Consider the following 24,044-nt stretch of genomic DNA (forward strand, 5'->3'; position numbering starts at 1 on the left):
GTCTTTATTATGCTGCAAAGGTACGGCAAATTGTTTGAAAAACAAAACAAAATCATGTTTTTTGATGTTCTTTTGCTAAGAAATGAAAAAAAAAAGCAGAAAAAGCACTTTTTTTTATATCTTGATTAAACCTTTTCATTTTCTTTTCGTCAAAGTTACGATTAGAATTCATAAACTGAACTTTTATTATATCGTGTAAGATTCAATAGGAAATTTATTAGTTAGTATTTAGGTATGTTAAGGCGTCTGCTTGTGAAAGTAGGCGTCTTTTTGCGTCTGATTTTATGTAAGAATGTAGATTTCGGTTCTTTTCTTTGGCTATTTCAAAAGAAAAATGTACTTTTGCAGTAAGAAAAAATAACGGAATGAAACGAATTGATTATATATTAATAGGTCTTTTGGCTATTTCTAGCTTGACGGCTTGTACTGAAAAGAAGAAGAGTAATATCATTATTGCTCCTAAACCGGTGGCTAAGGTTGTGAACAAAGCTACTCAGAAAATGAGTGATTATGAGCAGACCAGGGAGGCTGACTGGGTTGGTTCCCATTATAAAGTGGTGGTGAAGCGTAGTTCTGACAAGGAACTTCCGGTTCTCCAGTTGGACGAAAACACCAAGTATTATGATAACAGAATTTCGGTTAAGGTATTGAGAAGTGATGGCTCAGAATTCTTTAGCCGTACTTTCACAAAGAAAGATTTCACATCCTATATTGACAAACATACACAGGACATGGGTGCTTTGCTCGGTATTGTTTATGTGAAAGCAGAAGGTGATTATCTTTACTTCGCAGCAAGTGTTGGGTCGCCTGATGTTACCAGTGATGAATATGTACCTCTGGTACTTAAAATTTCCCGAATGGGTAGTATTTCTATATCAAAGGATGAGAAGTTGGATACCAACGCTTCTGCTGAAGAGGAAGAAGATGAAGTATAAAGCGGTTCTTCCGTTCAATGTATGAGTATTTATTATGTCTATCTGAAATTATTATTGTACTTTTGTAAGCGTTTTCATATAATAATGTATATATCAGCAGGCATTAAAGTATAGTCATGAGCTCGGTTACATCATCTTGGCTCTTGCCGTTGTTATTGTAGCTTTCCTTGCATACAAGGGGCTCAAGAAGAAATAAGAAACTATCCCCCATCCTGCTTCCTCAAGCGGGATGGGGGATTTTTACATTTCAGGGATTATGGATATATTTTTTCAAAAAAACGCCAGAAAATTTGGAAGTTATAAATTTTCAGCGTATCTTTGCAGAAGATTAATTAATCAATAAATAATAAGAAATATGGCAAGACCTATAAAAGAAACACCGATACTCTATGGTGAAGACGCCAGAGTTTTTGAGGCAAGGATGAAAAATCCTCCAAAGGAAAGCCGCGAAAAGATGGAAGAAATCAATCGTGACTATAATTATATCATGAGTTTATTCGTAAATTGATTATGAACGATAATGAAGAAATTTGCGAACCGTTAAAGATTCGACGATTAGATATTGATGACAAAATATCTAATTTTAACTGTGGGGATGAAGACTTAAATGACTTCATCCTTAATGAGTCACAGTTGTATCGCGGAGAGTTATTAGCTGTAAGTTATGTTATTGAAGATAATAATGGTGCAGTTCTTGCATACTTCAGTTTAGCAAATGACAAAATCTCCATAACAGAGTTTGAAAATAACACAGAGAGAATCGTATTCTCTTGGTTATCTACTGCTAAAGATTTACACAGATTCTGGGCTTGAATAGAGTCTGAAAACGTTAAAGAATACAAACAAGATGTCGCATTGCCCACGAATGAGACACCTAAAACCAAAAAAGCATACCTGAAAAAACAAATATTACACCCCCCCAGACCGTCCGAAAACCTTGATTTTCTGCTGTTTATCACTGTTTTGAGGGCATATAAAGCCCTCTAAGCTAGTCTGGGGACCAGCTCTAAAATTTCGATTTCTAATAAAATTCATAATTGATGTGCTCAAATCGAGCGAAAATAAGTGATAGGAGGTCTAAAAATTAAGTTGTGGGGACCTCCTTCTTCCCCTTATGCCATCTTTGCGATCAATTGTGGAACGCCAAGCATAGAGATGGCTCTACGCATGTTATAGGAGAGGCAGATGAGGGCCATTTCGGCCTCCACCTTAACCTTCGTTTTCAATAAAAAATAATACGCCCCTAAGGTTCTCTTCATCGTTCCAAAAGGATGTTCTGAGAGACACATTCTTTGCGCCATCTTCTTCTTGTCTAAATGAAGTTTGTATGTCACAATCTTGTGTTCTTTAACTTCTCGTTTCATCTTAGTCTTAGGAGGTTCCTGGTCTTCCTGATGATTACTGGAGTCTACCTTGTAATTCTGAGCTTTCATCACGAGAGTATCCTTGTTGAAGTCTGCTTCTTTAAATGCTGCTTTAGTACACTTATGCGAGCATTTTTTGCAAGCCAACTTATTGCAATAACGGATACGACCATCCTTCTTTAAGGACTTCTGACGTAATATAGAGCCCTGCGGACAATACACTAAATTCTTAGCAGCATCTCTAACAAAGTAGCCTTGCAGCGCAAGCTGTTTGAGTTCCTCATCAGACATTTCCTTTATATTACTTGATGCCGTACATTCGTAGGATTTACGAACACCAATTTGGGGAGAGTCAAGGATGCCTGCATAGGCAGTCGGTATTTTGCCAGCCTTAAGGCAAGTTTCGAGATTCTCGGGCTTTTTGCTGTTTAGCATATCATCTGTTACGGTAGCTTCTACATATTCAAACTCTACTTCAGCAACATCATCGCCATCTCGCTGTATTACATTAGGGATGATTCCTGCAGCCAAAGCGTTTGCCATGTCTTTTGGATCCTGATAACCCTTGTCGGCAACAACTTCTACTATTTCATGTTCCAAATCATTCTTGGCCTCAGTCAGTGTTTCCGTAATTTCGCCATGATCAGTAGGATTGGTGGTAACATTGTAGGTGGCTATCAGATGACTGTCTGCCTCGACGGCTGTCTGTACATTATAGCCAACGTTAAAACCGTCATTGAACTTCATCAACTTAGAATCAGGATCTGTGAGTGAAAGTTGTTTCTCTCCACTTTCCTCCAGTTGATTACGATATTCTTTGTAATCCGCCTGACGCTTCTGAACCACCTCCAGATTAAGCTCGGTTTCATCCCTGCCAAACTTACGTTCATCATCGAAGTCGTTCTTTTCCAAATCCTCCAAGTACTGACGCTCATGCGCTTCAAGACGGGCAATACGATCATCAAGCTTATTGAGAGTAAAGTTGTTATCCTTTGAATTTACAGCCTTGAACTTACTACCATCAATAGATAAGTAAGAATGGCTGAAGAGTCCAAAGGAATCCAACTGCTTATTCAATGATTTAAAAACTTTCTTGATAGGCTTCAAATTATCCTTTCGGAAATCAGAAACTGTACGAAAGTCAGGGGTTACCTTGCTTAAAAGCCACATAACCTCGATATTGACAACGCACGCTTTGGCCAACTTTCGAGAAGAACGGATAGAATTGAAATAACCATAAATGAGTAGTTTCAATATGTCTGAAGGGTCATATGAAGGTCGTCCACCATTTCCAGGAGCCTCACGTTTAGTATGATTGAAGCCGAGTTCTTCTAAATCCTGGCTATCTACAAACGCATCAATGTAGCGAACGGGATTATCCTGCTCGATGTACTCGTCCAGACAAGCCGGAAACAATACGTATTGTCTTCTATCTTCACCTTTAATGTACTTCATAAGCGATAAATGTTTGATAGCTACAAAGTTACGAAAATATTTCGAGAAAACCAAAGATAAAGTGTTAACAATAAGAAATATTAGGAGACATTTTGGCTGCTATGGGTTTTCAGACAATCTCCCCCACTTTCAAAAAAAGCCTTAACTTTGCACCAGTTTTTTACAATCTGTATCATGAAGGATTTAAAATACTGTAAATTATAATCAAAACATAATCGATATGAATGAAGTTTTAACTAAGAAAAAGTATGTTGCTCTTTGGAAAAAGACAGTATATTTTCTATAAAAAAAAGATCAATATGAGAAATTACTTAACTGGAAAAGAACGATTACTGGTCGCATTGCTTACTTTTATTCTTCCATTTTCTTTCGCGAAAGCAGAAGTAAAAGAAGATGGAAAGACGGGGCAGCAAGGCTGGTACGTCGGAGTAGAGGGTGGAATGCCAGAGCATCTGCATAAGAACAACTTTGTTTGGGAAAGTGGAGTAAGATTGGGAATCAACTTGCCCTTTACCAATCATAAGTAACCCATAAAACAAGATAGAAAATGAAAGCAAAAAGAAGATTTAATATTTGGTTATGGGTGCTGTTATGCGTCCCATGCCTGTTGGCAAGCTGCGACCATGATGTTCATTCTGATGAGGAAGAAGGTGGCTTGTCAGTATCGCTCACTTGGGCAGATGAAGCCGACCAAGGTACGGAAGTGAAGGATGTGAAGCTCTGGATATTCAATGCCGATGACGGTTCCTTAGTTGAGGAAAAACATGATGGAAGCACGCAGGAGGTAGCAAGCCAACGCTTCGCTCTTCCAGTAGGGCATTATCAGATTCTGGCTACCACCAACCTTATAAAGCCGTTTTTTATCGGTGAGGCTACAAGGGCGACCCTCAACATGAACCAGCTCATGTTTGGATTGTCCAATCCAAGTGCCTCTCCCGACCATGCCTATTATGGTGTCACGGACATCGTTATTGACAAATCAAATGTCCACTACATAACAAAAAATGAAATGCGCCATATACTTGCAGAACTAACCATCAGCATTGAAGGAGTTCCTGAAAATACAGCAATAAGCGGTAAGGTTCTGAATGTGGCAACCGGACTCCTGCCCCTGCAAAAGAATGAGGATGGAACATTCGGGACGGCAAGCTATACCAAGGAAGAGTGTGATATTCCTTTGAAAATCGCAGTGCCTGGCGCAACTTTAAAAACGGAAACATTACGCTTGATGCCGACAGCCAACGGTTTACATACCACCAAGTTGTTTATCCAACTGATTTCTCCTGGGGGAGTAGTTAGCAACTACGACATCGAAGCACCCGTCATGAAATCTGGCGGCAAGTACAAGATAAACTTGGAATTTGAGGAGATGAAACCTTACATGTATCTTACGAGCACGAAGATAGATGATTGGACTGAGAAATGGATATACCGTGGTGAAATCCTGAATCCAGAAGATTAAGCGCCCCTCTCATTTAAGGAAGAATCAAAACAAGAATATAAATATAAAATAGTAAAAGACAATGAAAAAGAAGACTTATCTCATTGCCCTGATGGCAATGGCTTTGACATTGGGCAGCTGTTCTAACAATGAAGACGGTATCGGTGGCGAGACCTCCAAGTATATCACCGTTTCTACCAGCATCGGCAATATGACCCGTGTTGCCACAGATGCGAATGGCGCTCAAACCTTTGAGGAGGGTGATGAAATCAGTGTGTATGCCTGGACAGGTGCGCCTACTGTAGCCCCTGAGACAAGAGAGCGTGTGGTGAATAACGCCATCAATAAGCTGACAAACGGCTCATGGGTATCCAATCCACAGATGCTTTGGAAGAACAACCGAGACAAGCATTATTTCATCGGTGTGTATCCTACAGCAGCAATATCCGACCTTTCTGCCGGAGAATATACATTCGATGTAAATAAGCAAACAGAAAGCGACCTCTTAGTGGCAGTCAACAAAGATGGCTTATCCTATAATGTCGATGAACAGCAGACTGTACCTCTTACCTTTACCCATGTGATGGCTAAACTTGTGGTGAACCTCACCTATAAGAATCAGTGGGGAACAGAGGGACCTACCGTAGATAAGGTAGTTGTAGGCAATGCCGCAAAAAAAGCAACCGTCAATTATCTGACCAAGGTTGTCACCCCATCTGCTGTAGCAGAAGATAAAGCCGACTTCGACATGCCAGCATTAACCGCCAACAAGCAATATGCTTCCATCATCATCCCGCAGGATGGTGTTCAGAAGATTACTATCACCATTGGCGGCAAGGACTTCATCTACGACAACGGCACTCCTTTTAAGTTTGAGAGTGGCAAGATTACTACAGTCAACCTAGAGGTTGGACGTGACGTCATAAAACTTGGCGATGTAAACATCTCTGGCTGGGGGTCTACAGGCGACCCTATCAAGGGCGAGGCTCACGAGTAACTTTCTTAAAATTAAAACATAAAATTCGACAATATGAAAGCAATTAAAATATTAACAATGGCAGCTTTGGCAACGGCAGTTTTTGCCAGCTGCTCCAACGATGAGGATTTGGCACAGAGCAATTATCCAATGGATAATGTGGTTAGAATCATGACAAGTGTAGATGGCATGAATACTCGTGCCTCTTACGGAAACAGCACCGACAACCTTAGTTCGTTCGGTTTCTGTATCCACAATGCTGGTAGTACCAAGTATACCTATGATAATATCCAGGTAACAAAGGAAGGCGGCAATTGGAATCCTGCTACCCAGATGTTGTGGCAGAATTCAACTACCGCTGTTGATATTCTGGCTTATGCGCCATATCAGGAGACTACCGAAGATGCAAATGGCAAAGTTAAAGTCTTCGGAAAGCCAGATTATGTCTTTTCTGTAAAGGCAGACCAAAGCGGTGCTGAAGACTATTCATCCGACCTTATTGTATATAAGCAAACAGGATTCACGCCTGGTTCGGAATTGAATACCAGCAAAGCGGTTGATGTCACATTCACCCATCTTCTCAGTCAGCTGAATCTCACTATCGAGTTGAGAGACCAGTTTAATACGAATAATAATACGGTTACGAAAGAATTTGTAACTGATGTCAAGGTGAATGGCACCATTATCAGCAGCAAAGTGGATTTCTCTGCAAGCCCTATAAGTGTTCAAGTTGGTACCCAGGCAGCAGCCATTACTCCAGAAACTACAGGATTCACGCCGGCAGAGAACGCAACCGCCCATGCAGTCTTCAACTATTCAGCCATTGTGATTCCACAGACCGTTACTGCTGGTAATTTCAGTATTTCGTTCAAGGTGAATAATACAGAATATATCTGGACTGCCACCGACGATGTGGATTTTGTATCTGGTAAGAAACATGACTTGCATCTGTTCGTTGGTAATGATGTAGTGCAAGGGGGTGCCATAACAGCGAACCCTTGGGGAGAAGAAAACATTACCGAAAAAGAGACTGATTAAAGAATTGTTTGACATTTAAAATAGACAAGATATGAAGATTACAAGATATATGGGAGCATTTGCAGTTATAGCAATGCTTGCCGCTTGCTCTACAGATGAAGAGCAGGGCACTAACACTGCCGCCAATGAGGTGAAGATTACTGCCACCGTTGGTGGAAACAGCATTTTTACCCGTAGTAATCCTGTGGGTTCAGCAACGGAACAAGAGAACTTTAATGAGAACGATGTAATCAGTGTAACGACTGAGGGCAAAACCGTTATTTATAAGAAGACGGGCGAGGTATGGACACCTGCGAATTCAGGTGACTATCTGCTCTGGACGGGTAATGCCCAGACTTTCGAGGCTTGTTATCCAGGGAATTCCACCAATTCTATCTCTGAGGGTCATATCGAAGCTGATCAATCTGACATCACGAAAATTGCTCAGTCTGATTATATGATATGCAGAAAAGAGATAGAAAAGAAAGATATTCCTGCCGACAGACAGTTGACATTGAACTTTGAACGTCAGACGGCTCGTGTCATAGTCAAAGTAAGTGCTTTTGGAAATGAGTTCGAAGGACTGAATCCTACGCTTTCTGCCGTAGAAGTTTATTCTAAGCTGAAAGTTCCTGCAGAAGATGGTGACAGCTACGCACCCATCCAAACTTATAAAAAAGAAGAAAATGGCAACAATGTATTCTATGCTTTGGTATCTCCTGGAGCAGGCAATAATGCAGAGAATTTCCTGAAACTCACTGTGACATACAATGATGGTGAGGGCAACGCAACTCAGACTAAAGAACTGTATGTAACTGGAATTCCTGCTCTTGACAAAGCTATGAGCTATACCTATGATGTAAAAATAGGTAAGGACAAAGCTATAATAGGAAGTGTAAGTGTTACGGATTGGGGTACTGGCGATGCAATTACTGGTGGCGATGCTGTAACAACTACAGAAAATGCCGTACTAATTATAAAAAATGCTTTGGCTGCGGGCAAAACGAACATTGAAATCAAGAATTTGCCTGCAAATGCAGATAATAGTGTGTTTGATGCTATAAGAGAAGCTCTAAGCAGTGCAAGTGAAGGCAGTATAGAATTAACTGTTTACGGAGTTGAGGCTTTGCCGTCTAATGCATTTTCGAATTGTCAACCGCTGAAATTAATTAGCTTGCCAGATGTAAAGAGTATAGAGTCGTTGGCTTTTCAGGGGTGTAATGGTCTTGAAACAATCTATGCTCCGAGAGTTTCATTTATAAATGACTTTGCCTTTTCCGATTGTCAATACCTAAAATCGGTGACATTAGGTAATATTTCCGCTGCAGGTATCCGTATCTTTGATAATGTATATACTGAATCTGTAGATTTAATTTTGTCACAAGATCAAAAGGTTATGACAGGAAGTGATGTTGAAGGGTGGCGATCTGATGAATCATCTGCGGATTATGAAGATTCTGCTGATCATAGACGAAAACGATTTCTTGGAAAAACATTCAAATCCATAAAATGTGGACGTACTAAATATTAATAACAATTTAGAAATGAATAACATTAGATAAACTTCTAAGCTGGGCAGGAGTATAAGTTGCCTAGCAATTATATCCCCCCGCACTTCGGGAAACGACAAGGGTCTATATGCCACGAAGAAAAGGTGGCGTATAGACCCTTGATTATATGGAGATATTCGTAATCTAAATCTCCGCTTTCAGCAGCTTTATCTCCTCTGACGTCAGCCCCGTCATATCCATGATAGACGCTTCATCCATACCCTTTGCCAGCATCTTCCTGGCAATCTCAAGGCTTCGCAGGTTCATGCCTTCAGCTCTACCCTTTTCCATGCCTATTTCTATACCTTCAGCTATACCTTCACGCTTGGCAGTGTCTACGGAATTCTTAATGTCGCGATATGCCATCTTGCTGGTCTCGTACTCCCTCATTTCCTGCGGAGTAAACTTGGCTATCTCGGCTTCCTCGAAGAGGCGGTCGAAAACCTTGTCGCACAGCTCTTTAGGGCGCTGGGTAAGCTTATAGAGATTCTTCAGAGCATAGAGCCACTTCTCGTAGAGCGTATCCAATTCTTCCAGGGTTTTGTTGAACTTGGAAATCTCTACATAGATATATTCGAGTTTGTCGTAAAATACTTTGTGGGTAGCTGTGTCGCACAACTGCACATGATGGCGGATTTTCTCCTTGTCGAAAGCATCCTCGTTCATGTTGAAGTTGAGCAGGGCAACGGTATAGATATTATTGAGCTTGAAATCCCACTCATTCCCCTTGGGCGCCTGTTCACGGATAGGGAAGGTGGAGTAGAAGAGGGCGCGATCCTTGAAATACGTCTGGTAGGCATTCTGCATTTCTACGATGAACTTTTCGCCGTTTTCGCCCTCGCAATATACATCAAAGATGGCTCTGCGGTCGGTATATACATCTCCCACATGCTCCGGGTTCAGATACGATACGTCCTTTACAACCTGTCTGCCATTAAACAAGCTGTTGAGGAAGCAAATGAGCAAATCCTTGTTCATCGCTGTTCCGAAAATTCGCTTGAAACCGAAGTCGGTCAGCAAGCTGATGTATCTTTCTTCTACCTGTTTCATAATCATCTGTATTAAAAATCCATGCCGCAAAGTTACGACTTTATTTTCAAACCCGCAAGAGATTTCAGTGAAAAGTTTATGAAAAAGTAAGAGATTGCGTTTCTTATGTGACAGGACAAGGGTCTATATGCCACGATGACAAGTGGTGTATAGACCCTTGATTATATGGAGATTTTCGTAATCTACATCTCCGCTATTCTGTATTTATGATATGGCGGATGGCATGCAGGCGGTAACAATGCCGTTTACAACCCTTTGGGGATATGATACGGATGCTGACTGAGTCGGAATTTATGTGTTTTATGTTGTTTTCTTCACGAATAATTTGGTGGTTACAAAAAAACAACGTATCTTTGCAGCAGAAGTGCTACAATCGGTAATTTGAGAACAAATTTTCATTGTGCCTGTTTGCATTATCAATAAATCAAATAACAAAAATTCTGCTTATGGGAAAGATAGTAGATAAAACAGAGACTAAGATAGTTACGCTTGATGGAGTTGAGATTATCAAGCAGGTAACGAAGGTACTTATGCCTAATGGTAAGTACCGATATCCTACTGTATATTTTACGGTTAACGATGATGTCAAGGCTCTGACAGCAGAACAATTAGACAAAATCCGCATCCCTGTCTATAAACAGTTAATTTGAAATTAATATGGAAGAAAGTGAAGGTTATCCCTTCGTCTTTCAAATGATAGACAGGGATAGTGCTGATCTCTCGTCATTAAAATATAATTAGGTTAACAGTATATATCTGATTACGGGAAACGACAAGGGGCTATATGTCACGATGAACAGGTGGCGTATAGACTTGGTGAATGTTGAGTGTTGAATGAAAGAAATATGACGACAAAGAAAAAGGGCGCATCCGGATTGGATGCGCCCTAACTTGTTAAATAAATTCAGAGGGTTTCTGCTCTTGAAAAACCCTCTTAATGGAAGAGAATCAGGAAGCATCCAGGAGGTACTGGAGCTTCGTGGCATCAAAACACGGACAGGCTTTCTGAACGCCAGGCAAATCGCGATGCCCCAGGATGGTACGGATGCCCGGAAAACGGTGGTGAAGATCCTGAATCAGATGCTTCATCGACTCCTTCTGCTCAGGAGTGCGGGTGTCGCTGATGCAGCCCGATGGCGAAAGACCACCCTCGTAACAGATACCTATGCTGTGCGCATTGTAACCGAGGGCATGAGAGCCCATACGCTCTACCGGGCGACAGGCATGAACCACTCCATCCAGCGTGATGTAGAAATGGTAGCCGATGTCAGTCCAGCCGTTGTTATGAACATGGTCGTAGCGCAGCATCTTCATCGTATAACGGTGATTGCAGCGGCTGCCGCTGCAATGCACCACTATCATATTGATGTCTCTCATAGGCATCACTCTAAAGTCCACCTGCCGAAACGCCCAACGCCCCGAGAAGAGCTGTCAGTACGGTTACTGCAAACTTGAGAATCTCATTCCATTTCTGCTTGTTCTTTTCTGTCATAATCTATTCTGTTTTAAAAGGTTAATTATTCTAATCCGTCTCCAGTTTCACCACTGCCAGTGCTGCCAGTTCCGCCGGTCTGCTCGCCTGAGGTGTTGCCACCCGTGGTATCGCTGCCTGAAGGAGTATTGTCCTTGGCAGGCTTTTTCTTAGCCTCCTCGATGTCGAGGGTCTTGGCGCCCTCCTTCTCAGCCTTGAGGGCAGCCTTCTGTACGGCACGTGATGCAACCTGCTCAAACTCCATACCTACGAAGATGTTGGCAAGATCGCTGCCCGGGATAAACTGGATGTTCACACCCTTGATGTTGATGTCGCTCTTGAATTCGGCTGCGGTTGCCGCACCCTCACTGGTAAGCTGGAGGCGGAACTTGCCCAACTCGCCGAAATCAATCTGGTTGCCTCGCTGCAACTCGATGATCATGTTCTCCTGCATACTGACCAGAACGGCTGTTACATCCGCATAGGATACAGTGGTCTGCATAGAGATCAACTTCGCAAACTTCTTGAGCGAAATAGACTCGTTCATCTGAGCACGGGCGTAGAACTTAGGAACTCCTGCTTTGTCACCAAATTTTGACGCAAGCTTTACTAAACTGTAATTAATTGCCATAATACATAAAATTTTAAAATTGTGAATAATCATGTTGTGCACCGGTCTCTTCCCGAATGCTGATACAAAGATACAACATCGGCGGAGCCCCACTTGTCCACTTTGGTACGATAAGTACCAGTTGTGCACTATTTGGCTCAATTATGTATACTTTTGCATGTGGTTTAAGTACAGACTGAAGGCCCAAAAGTTCCAGAAGCAGCACGCCCTGAAAGGGCAGAAGCTCCTAGCCCAGGGCATCGCCCTGGGTATAATGACAATCAGCAAGGCGCCCTGTAAGGGCAAAAGCTTTATTAATGGTCTGGTATTTTAAAGCTTTTGCCCTTACAGGGCGACAGGTTTGCGACCGTAATAACCCAGGGCGATGCCCTGGGCTAGGAGCTTCTGCCCTTTCAGGGCGTGTAGGGCAAAACTTGAGAAACCCGGAGATACGCAAGTCCGCTAGGCGTTCCGGAGATACGCAAGTGGTTCAGTCAGCTACTCCAGATGGTTCAGTCAGCTACTCCAGATAGTTCTGTCAGCGAGTCAAGACGTCTCGATAAATCGACGGATACGACTCCGTTAGCCTACGTTGTCGACTCCTTAACCCGATGCAGTCGAATCCTTAACCTTGTCCAGCCGTCTGCCTAACCCAGTGCAGCCATATCCTTAACCCGACGCAGCCGCTTCAGTTGGTAAACGGAAGTACATCATTTTTTCACCTCATTCGAGCGCTCAATGACTACCAGAGAGAATTAGCTTTTGACTGTTACCATCAGAGCGAATAATAGTTACCATCAGAGCGAATCATGTTTCTTCAGAATATGCCCGAATGACTACTAGAGCGAATCTTAAAAATGTAAGATATTGAATAACAGAGAGTTAAATATGAAATTTTCTTCCCTACACTATACCAAGTATATTATATATATACATTTACATCAATTACACTATACGTAATACGGGAGGAAAGAACTTTTTTTTTCAACAAATCAGCCATTAAAATGCATTTTTTCTCTTCAAAAATTTGCATAAGTCTGAAATAAATATTACTTTTGCATCATGAAAGCGCGGAGAATGTGATTCTCCACCCGATGAAGGACACCGGGAATTGCTTTCGGTTAAGGATTAGAACATAGCTCATTGAGTAGGAATCGGCCCCAAAAGATGAGTGACCAAATAGTAATCCTTACAAGGCATTCTATGCCTGATAAATTTGATGAAAATTTATCGGCATGGATGCGAAGTAAGGTTATTTGGTAATAAGAAGAAATGGCCGATTTACAATCCTTTATGGATGTAACATTTCAACTTATCATGTCATCCTTACTCCAATTCCATGCCGGTTTTCAATAAACAATAACCAAGACTTGCCGCAATCGGTAGGCCTCTAACGATTTTAACAGAAAACGGAAATGGAACAATTTAATCAACAGCCTCCGGGCGGGCAGCAGTCCTTCCCTCAGACAAATCAACAAGAGAAACAACTGATAGCCATCCTTGGCGTACAGGGATTGTCTTACCAGAACTATTCGGTGGCAGAACTCAAAATCGTTCTACAGATTATCAGGCATGCCCAGAAAGTTATTCTGGACTATGTAGTCCCTTACCACACAACTTCACAGACTTTTAATGGCTTCACCTCAGAGCAGAGAGCAGCAGGCCACACGGATGTCGTCATGAAACTGTCTGAGTTTAAATTTGGAGCTGGACATTATCCGCAATTGCGCGATGCCATCCAGCGTATAGAATCCAAACCCATCCTGCTGCCGTTCAAGCAGGGCGACCAGACATACTACAGGAAGTTTTCATGCCTGTTTAAGAGTGAGATATACCAGAACCGGCACAAGAACTGGATGGTAAAATTCCGCTTCGACAACAACGTAATACGGTTTTTCTACAATTGCGACAAGGGAGTCAGCCGTATCGACCTCAATGCCATCAACCAATGCCGTGGCGCATCGAGCATCAAGTTATATATCATCATGAACTGCTGGGCGGCAAAGGGATTCACCATCAGCAAAACGGCGCATATCCAGCAACTGATGCATGGCAGGGAAGATTACTACAAGACCTGGTCGGCACTAGACAACAAATGTCTGACTTTCGCCTGCAAAGACCTCAAGCGCCTTTACCGTAACCGCATCATCGACCAGTATCTTACCTATAAGCCTTTCTTTCTGGAAGAGGGTGAAAAAGTGAAGCATCACCTGCCCGAGCACATCACCTTTACTCTGCACGACCGTCGCACTTCAGGCGAAACTGCAGAGGGTGGAGAAGTGAGCAGCGAACTGAGAGGGCAGCGGAGCAAACTGAAACTCCGGCTGCAATGCAATTATGATGTGAGCGAGAAGAAGGCTGAGCAGTTGAGCGGCTATCTCAGGTTAGATATGATTGGCGACCTGGAAGACTTCTTCCAGCGAAAGGATTATTACATAGCCAACTGCAGGCGTTCGAACAAGAAGATGAACACGGGTGGCTATATGACCACAGCCATGGTAGGTTTCTTTAAGGATCATGGTGTAGAAGGATTGTAAAAAATATAAAGCTTATGAATTATCCCCAACGTATGTACAGCAAGACCGAACTCGGTCTGCTCTACTTTCCCGACACAACCGACGGGGCGACAGCGCGCCGTCATATCATGGACTGGATCAAGCGTTGTGAGCCTCTCTGGAACGAGCTCCAGCGCCTAGGCTACCAGAATCGTAGCCAGTATTTCCCTCCCCGCCAGGTATCCACCATCTTCGAATATCTGGGCGAGCCGGGGGCGTAAAGAGAATGTTGAAAAGGTAAAAGGGTAAAAAGGTAAAAAGAGCCTAGCGGAATGTTAAGCTAGGGTGCTCTTTTTACCTTTTTTTTAGGGGAACAGCGATGGAATCGCTGGGGACGGGGGTACGAAGGGGGTTAGGCTTTTTTACCTTTTTACCTTTTTACTTTTTTACCTTTTTACCCTTTATTTCAATAACTTTTTGTAGTCCTTGTCAAATCCTTGAGGATGACGTCCGATGAAAAGAACATTGAGTAAGCAGTTGGCTGCCAGTTCTACATCATTGAGATCAGCGCCTTTGCCTTTTTTGACTTCCTTTCCCAGGCATACATCCCATGTGGACTGGAAACAGCTATCATTTGCTCCAACAAACATATCATTTGAGTCAGGATCTTCCATCAGTTCAAACTTGATAACCTTTTTGGATGTGATAGGTTGGATATTGCAAAGCATATCGAATGCTTTTTCAAAAATATCGCGATGCAACTGTGCATTTGGAAACATCACATTGACTGTTGGAAATATCTCTTCAAATTCAAACGACTGCAATAGCTGGTAGAGTTTCATATGCTTATACCTTATTATATATATAACATTCAGTTTATCTACTCTCGTAGAGAAGACTAGAACTTAGCCATCTTGATAGCATCTATAGCACACTCATCACCCTTGTTACCCAACTTGCCGCCACTACGATCCTTAGCTTGCTGCAGATCGTTGGTAGTCAAGAGACCATAGATAACAGGAATTTCCTGAGTAGCATTCAGACGTGCAATACCATAGGTAACACCCTCGCAGATGTAATCGAAGTGAGGAGTTTCACCACGTATCACACTACCTAAAATGATGACTGCATCATAGCCGCCATTCAAAACCATTTGATGGGCTCCGTAGATAAGTTCAAAGCTGCCTGGAACAGTTTTCACATGGATATTCTCAGTGAGAGCTCCATGTTTTTCGAGTGTTTTTACTGCTCCATCGAGCAAAGCGCCCGTTATCTCAGGATTCCATTCTGCTACAACGATACCGAAGCACATGTTACTGGCGTCTGGTATTTTAGTAAAGTCGTATTCAGATAAATTATGAAGTGCTGTTGCCATATTGATTTCGAATTGTTATCAGTACAGATTAGTTAGAAGCGCGCTCGATGTACTTGTCGATTTCGCCACTCTGTACGAGCATAGCGTTAACATACTTCTTCTTAGCATCCTGATAAAGCTTCAAAGCCTCGTCTTTCTTACCCTGGCTTTCGAGAATCTCGCCAGCCTTGATAATGAATACAGGAGAAAGACTGTTGTTTGTACCATCGTCGGCCTTGCTGTCAGCCATAGAAGCAGCCTTCTTGAAAGCATCTACAGCCTTGTCGAGCTGGTTGAGATGCGCATAAGCATCACCTAAGGCAGCTTCAGCAGCAGGACTGATCATCTGGTCGTCTTCTGAAGAGAAAGATTCCAGACTTTTCTGAGCTTCTGCCCATTTGCCGAGGTTTGCATAGCAAAGACCAGCATAGAGGTTTGCCAGGTTACCTGCATCTGTGCTGCTGTATTCGTCAGCAATCTTAGTAAAACCTACATAGCCTGCGCCATCACCCTTCAATGCCTGCTCATACATCTGGTTAGCAAAGTAGGTCTGACCCTTAGCAAGCATAGTGCTAGCCTTGTCCTCACGAGGACCTGAGATCTGAGATACATAACCGAATACACCTGCAATGATAACAATGATAGCTACTACTGCAATGATAATTGCCTTCTTGTACTTCAAGAAGAAGGCCTCACGAATGTTTAGGCTCTCTGTTTCCTGAGCCTGTACGTTGTTGTTTGCCATTTTTATTTTGCTTTTTTTATTATTCTATACTTTACTTTTTAGTTTCCGGTTTAGGAGCAATCTGCTCAATAGAAAGTTAGCTTTCAAATTGTGGAATGCCGCTAAACTTCTGCAAATTTACTCAATTTTATTCAATTATTGAAATTTCTAGCCTATTTTTTTTGTTTTTTCCTCTTTTTCTGCTAACTTTGCACTATAAAAGCAGAAAAGAGACTATGATTTTAAAGAATATTTCCATTATTAACTTTAAAAATATAAAGAGCGCCAATCTGGAGTTATCGCCCAAAATCAATTGTCTGATAGGACATAATGGCATGGGAAAGACTAATTTCCTTGATGCCATTTATTATCTCTCTTTCTGTAGGAGTGCCTATAATTCTATCGATTCACAGATTATTACTCATGATGAGCCTTTCTTTATGCTGGAGGGAAATTATGATAATGATAAGGGGGAAATAGAGAATGTTTACTGTGGCATGAAACGGGGTACCAAGAAGCATTTCAAGAGAAACAAGAAGGAGTATAAGCGTCTTTCGCAACATATTGGGCTTATCCCTCTGATTCTGGTTTCTCCATCTGATGTTTCTCTGATAGAAGGAGGAAGTGAGGAGCGCAGAAAACTGATGGATGTGGTCATCTCTCAGTATGATTACTCTTATATAGAGGCTTTGTCCAACTATAATAAGGCTTTGCAACAGAGAAATGCTTTGCTGAAAATGGAGGAGGAGCCTGATATTACGATACTGGAACTTTGGGAACAGCAGATGGCGAGTAATGGTGAATTGCTGTACCAGAAACGGCAGGCTTTCGTTGACGAACTGGTTCCGCTGTTTCAGCAGATTTATCAGCAGATTTCGGGTGATAAGGAGCAGGTCCGTCTTCACTATGTTTCTCATTGTCAGAGAGGTCCTTTGCTGGATGTTATCCAGCGCGACCGGTTTAAGGATCGTGCTGTAGGGTATTCTCTGCATGGTGTTCACCGTGATGATCTGGAGTTTTTGCTGGGTGATTATCCGATGAAGAGAGAGGGAAGCCAGGGGCAGAACAAAACTTTCGTGATTGCCCTGAAACTGGCTCAATTTACTTTCCTGCAGCGCACGAGTTCCAATACGCTTCCTTTGCTCCTCTTAGATGATATCTTCGATAAGTTGGATGCTCAGCGGGTTGAGGCTATTGTGAAACTGGTTGCCGGGGACCATTTCGGACAGATTTTTATTACGGATACGAACCGTGATCATTTGGATAAGATTCTCCATAACATGCAGGGAGATCATACGATATTCTATGTAGAGAATGGGGAAATAATAAAGTAATTCAAGTTTCGCAAGTGGTTCAAGTACGGGCTGAAGGCCCAAAAGCTCCAGAAGCAGCACGCCCTGAAAGGGCAGAAGCTCCTAGCCCAGGGCATCGCCCTGGGTATAATGGCAATCAGCAAGGCGCCCTGTAAGGGCAAAAGCTTTGTATATTGCCAGGTATTTGAAAGCTTTTGCCCTTACAGGGCGACAGGTTTTCGCCCATAAACACCCAGGGCGATGCCCTGGGCTAGGAGCTTCTGCCCTTTCAGGGCGTGTGGGGCTTACTTGCGAAACTTCAGTAAAGTAGTAAACTAAAGGTTTCCCTTAAAATTTTGAGAATATGTTTAAAAGAAAAGTTAAGTCAATAGCAGAACTCTTGCCCGAATTTCTGAGAAAGGAAGGCTTGGAAACTCCTTTACAGCAGAAACGCCTGATCATGAGTTGGGATTCTGTAGTAGGGGAAAATATTGCTGCATATTGTGGTGAGAAGTTTATCAAGAACCAGACTCTCTATGTAAAGATAGAGAATGCTGCATTGAGGGCTGACCTCACGATGAGCCGTGCTACCCTTGTTCGCCGTTTGAATGAACAGGTTGGTGCACAGGTTATTGCAGATATACGCTTTTATTAATATTCCCCGCTCTATATGCTATATGATTTCGTCCATGCATATATCTGTAGGGGTAACAGGAAGGAGTCCTTCCTCTGTTATCTTCTGGAAGTCGAAACAGATTCCTATTTTGTATGTATGTGGAATCTGGGCAAGAAATCTGTCGTAATAGCCTTTTCCTCTTCCTAACCGGTTGCCTTTCATATCGAAACTCATACCTGGGATTACGGCAAGTTCTATCTCAGGATATTTCTCTTCCGGATAAATCTTGCCTTTCGGTTCAAGTATATGATAGGCTCCTTCCTTCAGGTCTTGAACTCCGGTATATTCTCTCAGTTCCATATTCGTATCGTCCAGCACAACGGGCAGTATTACCCGTTTTCCCCTGGAAACAAGTTGGTCTATATAATGATGGGTGTCCACTTCATCAGGAAGCGAATAGTACATCAGTATGGTTTGGGCATTCTGAAGATGCGGGTTGGAATCTAAACGTGATAATACAGAAAGCGACAGTTCCTCAAGTTGTCTTGAGGAATACTGTCGCTTTCTGTCTTTTATGATTTTTCTTAATTCTTTCTTGTCCATGCCTTAAGCATTTGCTATCATACAATTATTATGGTGTAAGGAAGAATAGTTGTAGGGCGTATTCGCCATAGCTATCTTTTCTTTCTTCGCTGCGCCTTTTTTGGCAGGCTCTGGTTTCTTTGGAAATGCTGCATGGTTCTCAAATACATCCAGCGTCTTTTTGATGACTGGATCATCAAGATTGATGTATTGGGTCCATGCCTGCTCGTCCAACATATTGTAGATGATACGGCTGTCGATGACACGGTCTAATAGTTTGTGTGATTTCTTGATTAAAAGATTTCTACGTTTCAAACCATGTTTATCGGCATAGCTGACAAACTTTTCAACCATGTCCTGACTGTCAAGATAATCGGCAAGTTCCATCATCTCCTTGAAGTTGTTCAACTTCGGACGGTTATCGTCTGTATAAGTGAAGGCAAACTGCAAGATGAGACCACTCAGGCTAGCCTCCTTGAAATAGGATGTCATGCCGAGCGTATCTTCAGGAACAAAGATGTCTGGGGTGATACCACCTCCGCCATAGACAATACGGCCGTTATCTGTATGATAAGCTGGTCCTGTATGCTTGATGCTATCCTGTGAGAAGAACTCTCCGTGCTGATATCTGTCGAGCAAGTCTTGCTCATAATCCTTGTCATCGCCCAGCGTATATGGCTTCTGGATGCATCTTCCTGAAGGAGTATAGTAACGCGCAATGGTCAGACGGATGAGGCTGTGGTCAGGGAATTCTATCTGTTGCTGAACCAGTCCCTTACCAAACGAGCGTCGTCCGATGATGGTAGCACGGTCATTATCCTGCATGGCACCCGCAAAAATTTCTGCAGATGATGCAGAACCTTCATTGATGAGAACTACCATCGGAATCTTCTGGTAGGCACCCTTACCGTCACTCATATAGTTATGTCTAGGCGATTTGCGTCCCTGTGTGTAAACGATGAGCTTCTTGTCTGGCAAGAATTCGTTTGCCATGTTTACTGCAGCCGTCAGGTAACCACCTGAGTTATCACGAAGGTCAATACAGAGGTTGGTGAATCCCTGCTGTGAGAGTTTGGCCAGAGCAATCAGCATTTCCGGATAGGTGTTCTCGCCAAAGTTCTTGATACGGATATAGCCAGTCTTATCGTTAAGCATGTAAGCTGCTGTAACACTCTTTGTCGGTATTTCACCTCGGGTTACGGTAAAGGTCTGAACCTTCTTGCTTCCATATCGTATAACTCCGATTTTCACCTTGGTATCCTTTGGACCCTTCAGGCGATGCATTGCCTCCTGATTGGTTACAATCTTGCCAACAAAAGGTTTGCCGTCTACGGCTACAATCTTGTCTCCTGCCAAAAGTCCGGCTTTCTCGGCAGGACCATTCTGTATCACATTCTGTACATGAATCGTATCTTGGCGGATGACAAACTCTATGCCTACACCCGAGAAAGATCCTTTCAGATCGTCGGTGGCCTGAGCTGCGTCTTTAGCACTGATATATACGGAATGTGGATCCAGTTCTGCTAAAATCTGTGGAATTGCCTTATCTACCAGCGAGTCGATGTTCACGGCATCTACATATTGGTCATCAATAAGATGGAGCAGGTTGTTCAGACGGTTGCTTCCACTATTGATAACGTTGAGGCGATTTCCAGAGAAATGGTTGGAAAAGAATGTTCCGATGATAATACCTATCACAACACAGAATGCCATGATGAATGGCATAAAGCGGTTGGTCTTATTCTTACTCATGTTCATAACAATTCTCTTTTTACTAACGTTTTATCTATCTTATCTCTAATCTTCTACAGAAGATGTCTTTTCATCAGGATTGAGGTATTCTACCTTGATTCCTGCCCGTTGCATCAGTTTGATACCATCGTCCAGACGGTATTTCTCTGCATATACAACACGCTTGATGCCCGACTGTATGATCAGTTTGGCACATTCTATACATGGAGAGGCGGTGACGTAAAGCGTACTTCCCTCACTGTTATTGCTGCTGCGAGCCAGTTTCGTAATAGCATTAGCCTCCGCATGGAGAACGTATGGCTTGGTTACGTTGTTATCCTCACAGACATTTTCAAATCCGCTCGGTGTACCGTTGTAGCCATCACTGATAATCATTTTATCTTTTACAACCAGTGCACCTACCTGTCGGCGTTTGCAATAGCTGTTTTCAGCCCATATACGTGCCATTCGCAAATAGCGAAGGTCGAGCTTGGTTTGTTTGGAAAGTTCGTTTGCCATCCTCTTATCCTTTATGTTGTACCTTGATTTCGTTACGTTCCAGCAGTGCATCGATGGTTGGCTCTTGTCCACGGAACCGTTTGTAGAGAACCATAGGATGCTCTGTTCCACCCTTAGAGAGTACGTTGTCACGGAAACTTTGAGCAGTCTTCTGGTCGAAGATTCCATTCTTCTTGAATACACTGAAAGCATCAGCATCCAATACTTCTGCCCATTTGTAGCTATAATATCCTGCGGCATAACCTCCTGCCATGATGTGGGAGAACTGTACGGTCATACAGGTTTCCTGCAACTGTGGCAATATCATCGCCTTTTTCCAGGCTTCCTTTTCATAAGGCATGATGTCGGCAGTAAATTCTTTCTCTTGGGTGTAGTATGCCATGTCAAGCAATCCGAAACTTACCTGGCGCAAGCAAGCGTAGGCTGCCATGAAGTTGCGACTCTTCATGATGCGCTCTATGAGTTCATCTGGCAATGGTTCACCTGTCTGATAGTGGAAGGCAAATGTACGGAGAAAATCTTTCTCTATTGCATAATTCTCCATAAACTGTGATGGCAATTCTACGAAGTCCCACCATACGTTGGTTCCCGAAAGACTCTCGAAGCGGGTATTGGCAAACATGCCGTGCAGACTGTGACCAAACTCATGGAGGAAGGTTTCTACTTCTCCTAATGTCAAGAGAGCAGGCTTTTCCTCTGTTGGCTTGGTAAAGTTCATTACCACACTTACGTGAGGACGTATGTTTTTGCCCTTATGGTCTATCCACTGTCCCTGGAACTCTGTCATCCAGGCACCTCCTTGCTTGCCCTTGCGAGGGAAGAAGTCGGCATAGAATACAGCCAGATAGCTTCCGTCTTTATCAAATACCTCGTATGCCTTGACGTCTGGGTGGTATACCGGTATCTCTTTGTTCTCCTTAAAGGTGATGCCATACAGCTTGTTGGCGAGGCCGAACACACCGTCTATCACTTTGTCCAGCTGGAAATAAGGGCGAAGCATTTCTGCATCGAGATTATATTTCTCCATCTGGAGTTTATGAGAATAGAAGCCGAAATCCCATGGTTTCATTTCGAAATCTTTACCCTCCAGCTTCTTGGCAAGGGCTTCCACTTCTTTCGCTTCCTTTTCTGCCGTTGGCTTATAAGCCTCTATCAGGTCGTTGAGAAGTTTATATACATTTTCTGTATTGCTTGCCATACGATGGCGAAGAACATAGTCGGCATAGGTTTCGAAACCGAGTAACTGGGCGAGTTCTCTGCGCAGGTTTACCAGTCGTTTGCAGATTTCCAGGTTGTTCTGCTCGTTATCATGGGTACATACCGTATTGCGTGCCATATACATCTGTTTGCGGAGCTCACGCTGGGTAGAGTAGGTCATAAATGGAGAATAACTTGGATAATCGAGTGTAAAGATCCAGCCTTCTTTTTCCTGCTCTTTGGCGGTATGCGCAGCGGCAGCTTTTGCTGTTTCTGGAAGTCCGTCGAGCTGAGCTTCGTCAGTGATATGGAGTGTAAAAGCCTTGTTTTCTTTTAAGAGATTCTGTGAGAACTGCAGAGTGAGCATACTGGCTTCTTCTGTAAGTTTGCGAAGTTTCTCTTTACCTTCTTCATCTAAGAGTGCACCGCTGCGTACGAATCCGTCATAGCTGGTGTCCAGAAGCATTTTCTCTTCAGGAGTTAGTTCTCTGTTGGGATGATCGTGAACGAACTTGATGCGCTCGAAGAGTTTCTTGTTCAGCGTGATGTCATTTGCGTGCTTGGTGAGAATCGGACTCATCTTCTGCGCAATCTCTTCCATCTCATCGCAGGTTTCAGCACTCATCATGCAAGAGAAAACGTTAGATACACGGCTCAAGAGGTCGTAATAGTGTTCGCCCTTATCGGGATCAACTCTTGCAATGGTATTCTCAAAGGTTGGTTCTGCCGGATCGTTTACAATCTTGTCTGTAGCCTCGTCATCACGGCGGATTCCCTCCATGAATGCTGGCTCATAATCTTCGAGACGGATTCGTTCGAATGGTACTGTATCGTGCGGTGTATTGTAAGGCACGAAGAATGGGTTGGTTCTATTCTGTATTGTATTGTCTTGCATATTGTTACTTTTTAGCTGCAAAGTTAGCAAAAAAATGCCTTATTGCCTTGATAATAAACGTTTTTAACTTATATTTATCGGTCGTTATACTTTCTTTAGCGTTTGATGAGATTTTCCAGTGCAGGGATATAGATTCTGCCTCGTTCTAGCTGGATAAGTCCTTCTGATTGTAGTTCGTTGAGGGCTTTGGATACATAGATGCGCTTTACATTCATCTCTTCTGCTAAACGGGTCATCTTGATATGAAAGATTTTCTCGCCTGCCGGGCGGACGCTGTGGCTCTCGAAGAAACGGATCAGGCGCTCACTCAGTGTCTTGGCAGGAACTCTGAACAGTCTGCGGTTGTTCTTCTGGGATTGGGTGCAGACCAAGTTCAGAAGATTGATGCGGAATATTTCATATTCATCGGATAACTTCATGATTTCTTGCTTGCTGACTGACATGATGCTGCAGTTGTTCTTTGCCACATAAGTGTGGGTGAAGCGCTGGGTAAGACCGAAAAGTCGTTCCAGCTGGAATGATTCCGGTGCCGAAATGTCTTCTTCTACCTGATAGCCGTAGTCATCTGCCTGGGTTATCACCTTAATATCTCCACTGATTAAATAATATAGACGTGTACAACTGGTGCCTTCTTCAACTATAGTTTCACCCGCTTCCAGTTTTTGAAAGTCAAAACGGGTTTTACCTGCTACATTTTGGAAGTCATAGCGAGTCATTCCCAAGAATAATGGGAGTGATAATAAACTGTCGTATAGTCTATTGGTTGACAT

26 protein-coding genes and 1 pseudogene are annotated in these 24,044 nt (G+C 42.8%); 14 read left to right on the plus strand and 13 right to left on the minus strand.

The genetic code is table 11. The annotated features are described in order from the left end of the window. Nucleotides 1-365: 365 nt before the first annotated feature. From NQ544_RS01445 to NQ544_RS01455, 4 genes and pseudogenes are all read left to right on the plus strand, one after another. Nucleotides 366-935, plus strand: coding sequence for a DUF4738 domain-containing protein (locus NQ544_RS01445; RefSeq protein WP_006847706.1), 570 nt, complete (start codon nucleotides 366-368; stop codon nucleotides 933-935). A gap of 88 nt (nucleotides 936-1,023) precedes the next feature. Next, nucleotides 1,024-1,131: pseudogene (locus NQ544_RS14005) on the plus strand (DedA family protein); the annotation flags it as partial. A gap of 159 nt (nucleotides 1,132-1,290) precedes the next feature. Beyond that, nucleotides 1,291-1,443 carry a hypothetical protein gene (locus tag NQ544_RS01450; protein WP_006847705.1) on the plus strand — a complete coding sequence of 51 codons (153 nt, stop codon included), beginning with the start codon at nucleotides 1,291-1,293 and terminating at the stop codon, nucleotides 1,441-1,443. Nucleotides 1,444-1,445: 2 nt separating this feature from the next. After that, entirely contained in the window at nucleotides 1,446-1,748 is a 303-nt protein-coding gene (locus NQ544_RS01455; protein ID WP_006847704.1) for a hypothetical protein, read from the plus strand. A 299-nt stretch (nucleotides 1,749-2,047) separates the two neighbouring features. On the opposite strand, the gene NQ544_RS01460 is transcribed toward NQ544_RS01455, so the two are convergent. After that, nucleotides 2,048-3,754 carry a transposase gene (locus NQ544_RS01460; protein WP_006847703.1) on the minus strand — a complete coding sequence of 569 codons (1,707 nt, stop codon included), beginning with the start codon at nucleotides 3,752-3,754 and terminating at the stop codon, nucleotides 2,048-2,050. Nucleotides 3,755-4,053: 299 nt separating this feature from the next. On the opposite strand from NQ544_RS01460, the gene NQ544_RS01465 reads away from it, so the two are divergent. The 5 genes from NQ544_RS01465 to NQ544_RS01485 all read left to right on the plus strand — a co-directional run bounded on the left by NQ544_RS01465 (nucleotide 4,054) and on the right by NQ544_RS01485 (nucleotide 8,719). Beyond that, nucleotides 4,054-4,281 (plus strand): hypothetical protein, encoded by a 228-nt coding sequence (locus NQ544_RS01465; RefSeq protein ID WP_260113666.1) that lies wholly within the window; start codon nucleotides 4,054-4,056, stop codon nucleotides 4,279-4,281. A gap of 20 nt (nucleotides 4,282-4,301) precedes the next feature. Beyond that, entirely contained in the window at nucleotides 4,302-5,216 is a 915-nt protein-coding gene (locus tag NQ544_RS01470) for a FimB/Mfa2 family fimbrial subunit (RefSeq protein WP_006846242.1), read from the plus strand. Between the two features lie 61 nt (nucleotides 5,217-5,277). After that, nucleotides 5,278-6,192 carry a fimbrillin family protein gene (locus tag NQ544_RS01475; RefSeq protein ID WP_006846243.1) on the plus strand — a complete coding sequence of 305 codons (915 nt, stop codon included), beginning with the start codon at nucleotides 5,278-5,280 and terminating at the stop codon, nucleotides 6,190-6,192. Between the two features lie 33 nt (nucleotides 6,193-6,225). Next, on the plus strand, nucleotides 6,226-7,209 hold the full coding sequence (locus tag NQ544_RS01480; RefSeq protein WP_006846244.1) for a fimbrillin family protein: 984 nt from the start codon (nucleotides 6,226-6,228) through the stop codon (nucleotides 7,207-7,209). A 31-nt stretch (nucleotides 7,210-7,240) separates the two neighbouring features. After that, the gene (locus tag NQ544_RS01485) at nucleotides 7,241-8,719 is read left to right on the plus strand and encodes a fimbrillin family protein (protein WP_006846245.1); all 1,479 of its coding nucleotides are present in this window, start codon (nucleotides 7,241-7,243) and stop codon (nucleotides 8,717-8,719) included. 163 nt (nucleotides 8,720-8,882) lie between these two features. On the opposite strand, the gene NQ544_RS01490 is transcribed toward NQ544_RS01485, so the two are convergent. Then, nucleotides 8,883-9,794 (minus strand): Rpn family recombination-promoting nuclease/putative transposase, encoded by a 912-nt coding sequence (locus tag NQ544_RS01490; protein WP_006846246.1) that lies wholly within the window; start codon nucleotides 9,792-9,794, stop codon nucleotides 8,883-8,885. A gap of 440 nt (nucleotides 9,795-10,234) precedes the next feature. On the opposite strand from NQ544_RS01490, the gene NQ544_RS01495 reads away from it, so the two are divergent. After that, complete coding sequence (locus tag NQ544_RS01495) at nucleotides 10,235-10,438, plus strand: hypothetical protein (RefSeq protein WP_006846247.1); 204 nt, start codon at nucleotides 10,235-10,237, stop codon at nucleotides 10,436-10,438. Nucleotides 10,439-10,736: 298 nt separating this feature from the next. Here NQ544_RS01495 and NQ544_RS01500 read toward each other — a convergent pair whose 3' ends face one another. Genes NQ544_RS01500 through NQ544_RS01510 form a run of 3 tightly spaced genes read right to left on the minus strand, consistent with a single transcriptional unit; the run spans nucleotide 10,737 to nucleotide 11,890 of the window. After that, the gene (locus NQ544_RS01500) at nucleotides 10,737-11,165 is read right to left on the minus strand and encodes an N-acetylmuramoyl-L-alanine amidase (protein ID WP_006846248.1); all 429 of its coding nucleotides are present in this window, start codon (nucleotides 11,163-11,165) and stop codon (nucleotides 10,737-10,739) included. Nucleotides 11,166-11,175: 10 nt separating this feature from the next. Next, on the minus strand, nucleotides 11,176-11,280 hold the full coding sequence (locus NQ544_RS01505) for a smalltalk protein (RefSeq protein ID WP_022120813.1): 105 nt from the start codon (nucleotides 11,278-11,280) through the stop codon (nucleotides 11,176-11,178). Between the two features lie 25 nt (nucleotides 11,281-11,305). After that, nucleotides 11,306-11,890 carry an HU family DNA-binding protein gene (locus NQ544_RS01510; RefSeq protein ID WP_050758562.1) on the minus strand — a complete coding sequence of 195 codons (585 nt, stop codon included), beginning with the start codon at nucleotides 11,888-11,890 and terminating at the stop codon, nucleotides 11,306-11,308. Nucleotides 11,891-13,284: 1,394 nt separating this feature from the next. On the opposite strand from NQ544_RS01510, the gene NQ544_RS01515 reads away from it, so the two are divergent. After that, entirely contained in the window at nucleotides 13,285-14,406 is a 1,122-nt protein-coding gene (locus NQ544_RS01515; protein ID WP_006846251.1) for a replication initiation protein, read from the plus strand. Nucleotides 14,407-14,420: 14 nt separating this feature from the next. Continuing rightward, nucleotides 14,421-14,645: a DUF4248 domain-containing protein gene (locus tag NQ544_RS01520; protein ID WP_006846252.1), complete on the plus strand. Its 225-nt coding sequence runs from the start codon at nucleotides 14,421-14,423 to the stop codon at nucleotides 14,643-14,645. A gap of 180 nt (nucleotides 14,646-14,825) precedes the next feature. Here the strand turns inward: NQ544_RS01520 and NQ544_RS01525 are convergent, their stop codons facing one another. Genes NQ544_RS01525 through NQ544_RS01535 form a run of 3 tightly spaced genes read right to left on the minus strand, consistent with a single transcriptional unit; the run spans nucleotide 14,826 to nucleotide 16,463 of the window. Beyond that, on the minus strand, nucleotides 14,826-15,206 hold the full coding sequence (locus NQ544_RS01525) for a hypothetical protein (RefSeq protein ID WP_006846253.1): 381 nt from the start codon (nucleotides 15,204-15,206) through the stop codon (nucleotides 14,826-14,828). A gap of 56 nt (nucleotides 15,207-15,262) precedes the next feature. Further along, nucleotides 15,263-15,739, minus strand: a complete 477-nt coding sequence (gene ribH / locus NQ544_RS01530) for a 6,7-dimethyl-8-ribityllumazine synthase (RefSeq protein ID WP_006846254.1) — start codon at nucleotides 15,737-15,739, stop codon at nucleotides 15,263-15,265. A gap of 28 nt (nucleotides 15,740-15,767) precedes the next feature. Further along, the gene (locus NQ544_RS01535; protein WP_006846255.1) at nucleotides 15,768-16,463 is read right to left on the minus strand and encodes a tetratricopeptide repeat protein; all 696 of its coding nucleotides are present in this window, start codon (nucleotides 16,461-16,463) and stop codon (nucleotides 15,768-15,770) included. A 215-nt stretch (nucleotides 16,464-16,678) separates the two neighbouring features. Between NQ544_RS01535 and recF the strand changes: the two genes are divergently transcribed. Both recF and NQ544_RS01545 read left to right on the plus strand, forming a co-directional pair. Beyond that, nucleotides 16,679-17,776 carry a DNA replication/repair protein RecF gene (gene recF / locus NQ544_RS01540; RefSeq protein ID WP_040552450.1) on the plus strand — a complete coding sequence of 366 codons (1,098 nt, stop codon included), beginning with the start codon at nucleotides 16,679-16,681 and terminating at the stop codon, nucleotides 17,774-17,776. A gap of 322 nt (nucleotides 17,777-18,098) precedes the next feature. Beyond that, on the plus strand, nucleotides 18,099-18,389 hold the full coding sequence (locus NQ544_RS01545) for a DciA family protein (RefSeq protein ID WP_006846258.1): 291 nt from the start codon (nucleotides 18,099-18,101) through the stop codon (nucleotides 18,387-18,389). An 18-nt stretch (nucleotides 18,390-18,407) separates the two neighbouring features. On the opposite strand, the gene NQ544_RS01550 is transcribed toward NQ544_RS01545, so the two are convergent. The 5 genes from NQ544_RS01550 to NQ544_RS01570 all read right to left on the minus strand — a co-directional run bounded on the left by NQ544_RS01550 (nucleotide 18,408) and on the right by NQ544_RS01570 (nucleotide 24,044). After that, nucleotides 18,408-18,953, minus strand: a complete 546-nt coding sequence (locus NQ544_RS01550) for a 5-formyltetrahydrofolate cyclo-ligase (protein ID WP_006846259.1) — start codon at nucleotides 18,951-18,953, stop codon at nucleotides 18,408-18,410. A 3-nt stretch (nucleotides 18,954-18,956) separates the two neighbouring features. Next, nucleotides 18,957-20,684 carry a S41 family peptidase gene (locus NQ544_RS01555; protein ID WP_040552453.1) on the minus strand — a complete coding sequence of 576 codons (1,728 nt, stop codon included), beginning with the start codon at nucleotides 20,682-20,684 and terminating at the stop codon, nucleotides 18,957-18,959. A 45-nt stretch (nucleotides 20,685-20,729) separates the two neighbouring features. Then, nucleotides 20,730-21,182, minus strand: a complete 453-nt coding sequence (locus NQ544_RS01560; protein WP_006846261.1) for a deoxycytidylate deaminase — start codon at nucleotides 21,180-21,182, stop codon at nucleotides 20,730-20,732. 4 nt (nucleotides 21,183-21,186) lie between these two features. Next, nucleotides 21,187-23,274, minus strand: a complete 2,088-nt coding sequence (locus NQ544_RS01565) for a M3 family metallopeptidase (RefSeq protein ID WP_006846262.1) — start codon at nucleotides 23,272-23,274, stop codon at nucleotides 21,187-21,189. A gap of 95 nt (nucleotides 23,275-23,369) precedes the next feature. Then, nucleotides 23,370-24,044, minus strand: coding sequence for a Crp/Fnr family transcriptional regulator (locus tag NQ544_RS01570; RefSeq protein WP_040552455.1), 675 nt, complete (start codon nucleotides 24,042-24,044; stop codon nucleotides 23,370-23,372).

Origin of the sequence: Segatella copri DSM 18205 (assembly GCF_025151535.1) — a bacterium.
GTDB lineage: Bacteria > Bacteroidota > Bacteroidia > Bacteroidales > Bacteroidaceae > Prevotella > Prevotella copri.